Source organism: Streptomyces sp. NPDC054863 (genome assembly GCF_053610825.1).
Genome location: NZ_JBSGZD010000462.1, coordinates 1 through 3,863, shown reverse-complemented (window position 1 = coordinate 3,863; position 3,863 = coordinate 1). Strand labels below are relative to the sequence as shown.

Genomic DNA, 3,863 nt, shown 5'->3' with positions numbered 1-3,863 from the left:
CCTGTGGACGGCGGGCCCCTCACCCGTAAAACAGCAGCTCACGTACGGAGTACGGTCACGCCGAACCCACGAAGATCACCAGCATCAGCCAAACCACCGGAGCGGTCGGCAGCAACGAGTCCAGCCGGTCCATGATGCCGCCGTGGCCCGGCAGCAGCGTGCCCATGTCCTTGATGCCGAGATCCCTCTTGATCATGGACTCGCCCAGGTCGCCGAGGGTGGCACTGGCGGCGACCGCGAGGCCGAGCAGCACGCCCTGCCACCACGTACCGCCGTCGATCATCAGCGTCATGCACAGCACGCCGGCCACCATCGCGAAGGCGATCGCGCCGAGCAGGCCCTCGCGGGTCTTGCCCGGACTGATGCGCGGCGCCAGCTTGTGCTTGCCGAAGCGCCAGCCCACCGCGTACGCCCCCGTGTCGCTGACCACCGTCAGCAGCAGGAACGTCAGCACCCGCTGCGGTCCGTCGTCCGCCCTGAGCATCATCGCGACGAAGGTGGCCAGGAACGGCACGTAGAACGCGGCGAAGACCCCCGCGGTGACGTCCTTGAGGTACCCCTCCGGCGGCTCCGTCATCCGCCAGACCAGCACCGCCAGCGCGGTGAGCGCCATGGCGACCCAGGCGCCCTCGGGTCCGCGCACGAAACCGGCGACGACCATCGCCGCACCGCCGACCGCGAGCGGGACCAGCGGCGCCCTGATGCCCTTGCGCTCCTCAAGTCGGGAGGTGAGCTCCCACAGCCCGACGACCACGGCGACCGCTATCACGCCGATGAAGGCGGGCGGCCAGATGAACAGCGACGCGAAGATCACTGCGCCGAGACCGAGGCCGACCCCTATCGCCGCACGCAGGTCGCGGCCCGCACGCTTCTTCTGGGGAGGCTGCGGGGCAGGGGCGGGGGTCGGCATGGGCTCCTGCGGCATCTCGTCGCGGAACAGGGGACCGCCCCCGGCGGCGGAGATCCCGGCTGGCGGCCCGGCCGCCGGAGCGGCTGGGGCAGCGGAATTCTGCGCGGCGGGAGCAGGTCCCCGGTTCCGGTCGTCGCGGTCGTCGGTGTCTCTGCCTGTCTCAGGCACGATGGGCATGGGCCGAGTGTGCTGGGCGCCATGCGCATCGTACGCGGGACCCGCCGGGAGGGGCCCCTGGTCGGGGGTTCCCCATGCACCGGCATAGCCCGCCCTCGGCGGGGCCCCCCAGGAAGAGTCGTTCATCAGACCTCGAGCAGCTCGGCTTCCTTGTGCTTCAGCAGCTCGTCCACCTGCGTGACGTACTTCGCGGTGGTGTCGTCGAGCTCCTTCTCCGCACGGCGGACCTCGTCCTCGCCGGACTCCTTGTCCTTGACGAGCTTGTCGAGGGTCTCCTTGGCCTTGCGGCGGACGGCGCGGATCGAGATCCGGGAGTCCTCGGCCTTGTTGCGCGCGACCTTGATGTAGTCCTTGCGGCGCTCCTCCGTCAGCTGGGGGAACGTCACTCGGATGATGCGGCCGTCGTTGCTCGGGTTGACGCCGAGGTCGGAGTCGCGGATCGCCTGCTCGATGTTGCGCAGGGCGCTCGCGTCGAAGGGGGTCACCACGGCCATCCGCGGCTCGGGCACCGAGAACGACGCGAGCTGGTTGATCGGCGTCACGGCACCGTAGTACTCGGCCACGATCTTGTTGAACATCGCCGGGTGCGCACGGCCGGTGCGGATCGCGGCGAAGTCCTCCTTGGCGACCACGACGGCCTTTTCCATTTTCTCCTCGGCCTCGAGGAGGATCTCTTCAATCACCACGTACTCCTGCTGTCGTGAACTGCTGCTGCATGGCTTGGACTGCTGCACGGCTTGGACTGCTGCGGGCGTCTTCTCCTGCACGGTGTCCGACCGGCAGGACATTGTCCATCCCCCGAGACCGTCGCTGCGGCCTGGCCGGGGTCACAATCGGGGGCGCGGACCGGGATCACGGGCCGCGCATCCGGTCAGGCGCGGGTGCCCTGCGCGTTGACGAGCGTGCCGATCTTCTCACCCTTGACCGCGCGGGCGATGTTGCCCTCGGTCAGCAGCTCGAAGACCAGGATCGGCAGGTCGTTGTCACGGCACAGGGTGACGGCGGTGGCGTGCGCGCCCGTGAGGTCGCGGGAGATCACCTCGCTGTACTCCAGCGCGTCGAACTTGACCGCTGCGGGGTTCTTCTTGGGGTCGGAGTCGTAGACCCCGTCGACCCCGTTCTTGCCCATGAGCAGGGCTTCCGCGTCGATCTCCAGCGCGCGCTGGGCGGCCGTGGTGTCGGTGGAGAAGTAGGGCATGCCCATGCCGGCGCCGAAGATCACGACGCGGCCCTTCTCCAGGTGGCGCACCGCACGCAGCGGAATGTACGGCTCCGCGACCTGACCCATGGTGATGGCGGTCTGGACGCGGGAGTCGATGCCCTCCTTCTCCAGGAAGTCCTGGAGGGCGAGGCAGTTCATGACCGTGCCGAGCATGCCCATGTAGTCCGAGCGGGCCCGGTCCATGCCACGCTGCTGGAGCTCGGCGCCGCGGAAGAAGTTGCCGCCGCCGATGACGACCGCGATCTCCGCGCCGTCCCGTACGACCGCGGCGATCTCACGGGCAATGGCGTGTACGACGTCGGGGTCGACGCCGAGCGCACCGCCACCGGCGAACGCCTCGCCGGAGAGCTTCAGCATGAAGCGCCCGGTCTTCTTGCCGCTGTCCTGATTCGCCTGGTTCATGGGGGTTTTCTCCTCGTGCACATGCGAAGAAGGCCATTGCCGGTGGATCCTTGCGGTTCCCGCTGCGGCAATGGCCTCCTCGTCAGATCTGCGGCTGTCGGCGCATGCGCCGACAGCTGCATCAGACCCTAGTCGGGTCTGGCGATGTTCGCGTTACGTCGACAGAGTCGGACGTACGGACTCAGATGCCGACCTTGATGCGCGAGAAGCGCTTCAGGGTGACACCGGCCTCGTCCAGAACCTTCTGGACGGACTTCTTGTTGTCCAGCGCGTACGGCTGGCCAAGAAGGGTGGCTTCCTTGAAGAAGCCGTTGACGCGACCCTCGACGATCTTCGGGAGGGCGGCCTCGGGCTTGCCCTCGGCGCGCGTGGTCTCCTCGGCGACGCGGCGCTCGGCCTCGACGACCTCGGCCGGGACGTCGTCCTTGTCCATGTACTTCGGCGCGAAGGCGGCGATGTGCTGGGCGATGCCGCGGGCCAGGTCGGCGTCGGCCTTGTCCAGCTCGACCAGAACACCGATCTGCGGCGGCAGGTCGGGCATGGTGCGGTGCATGTACGCGGTCACGTAGGCGCCGGAGAACTGGGCGAAGCGGTCCAGGACGATCTTCTCGCCCAGGTTGGCGTTGGCCTCGTCGACGAACGCCTGAACCGTCTTGCCGGCCTCGATCTCGGAGCCGAGGAGCGTGGCGATGTCGGCCGGGCTGGTGGCGGCGACGTGCGCGGCCAGCTGGTTGGCGACGGCCTGGAACTTCTCGCCCTTGGCAACGAAGTCGGTCTCGCACTTGAGCTCGACGATGACACCGGAGGTGTTGTCGTCGGCGATCAGGGAGACGACGGCGCCGTTCTCGGCCGAACGGCCTTCGCGCTTGGCGACGCCCTTCTGGCCCTTGATGCGGAGGGCTTCGACGGCCTTGTCGACGCTGCCGTCGGCCTCGTCGAGGGCCTTCTTGCAGTCCATCATGCCGGCGCCGGTGAGCTCGCGGAGCTTCTTGACGTCAGCGGCGGTGTAGTTCGCCATGAGTCTGTGAATCTCTTCTCGAAAGTCGAAGGTCGTGATCAACGTGATCTGCGCGAGCTCGTGACCTGCGCGATCGCCGTGAAACACGTGATCTACGGGTGGACGGCGGGGGCGGGGCGCCTGGTGGCGCACCC

At 68.3% G+C, this 3,863-nt stretch carries 4 protein-coding genes; all 4 read right to left on the bottom strand.

All coding sequences use genetic code 11. The features are described 5' to 3' along the window. Positions 1–55: 55 nt before the first annotated feature. Positions 56–1,213, bottom strand: a complete 1,158-nt coding sequence (locus tag ACWGIG_RS37605; protein ID WP_453326218.1) for a phosphatidate cytidylyltransferase — start codon at positions 1,211–1,213, stop codon at positions 56–58. Next, positions 1,213–1,770, bottom strand: coding sequence for a ribosome recycling factor (gene frr / locus ACWGIG_RS37600; RefSeq protein ID WP_362416348.1), 558 nt, complete (start codon positions 1,768–1,770; stop codon positions 1,213–1,215). The genes ACWGIG_RS37605 and frr overlap by 1 nt, the downstream gene beginning before the upstream one ends. Positions 1,771–1,958: 188 nt before the next feature. After that, the gene (gene pyrH / locus ACWGIG_RS37595) at positions 1,959–2,711 is read right to left on the bottom strand and encodes a UMP kinase (protein ID WP_453326217.1); all 753 of its coding nucleotides are present in this window, start codon (positions 2,709–2,711) and stop codon (positions 1,959–1,961) included. 181 nt (positions 2,712–2,892) lie between these two features. Further along, entirely contained in the window at positions 2,893–3,729 is an 837-nt protein-coding gene (gene tsf, locus ACWGIG_RS37590) for a translation elongation factor Ts (RefSeq protein ID WP_453326216.1), read from the bottom strand. Positions 3,730–3,863 lie beyond the last annotated feature (134 nt).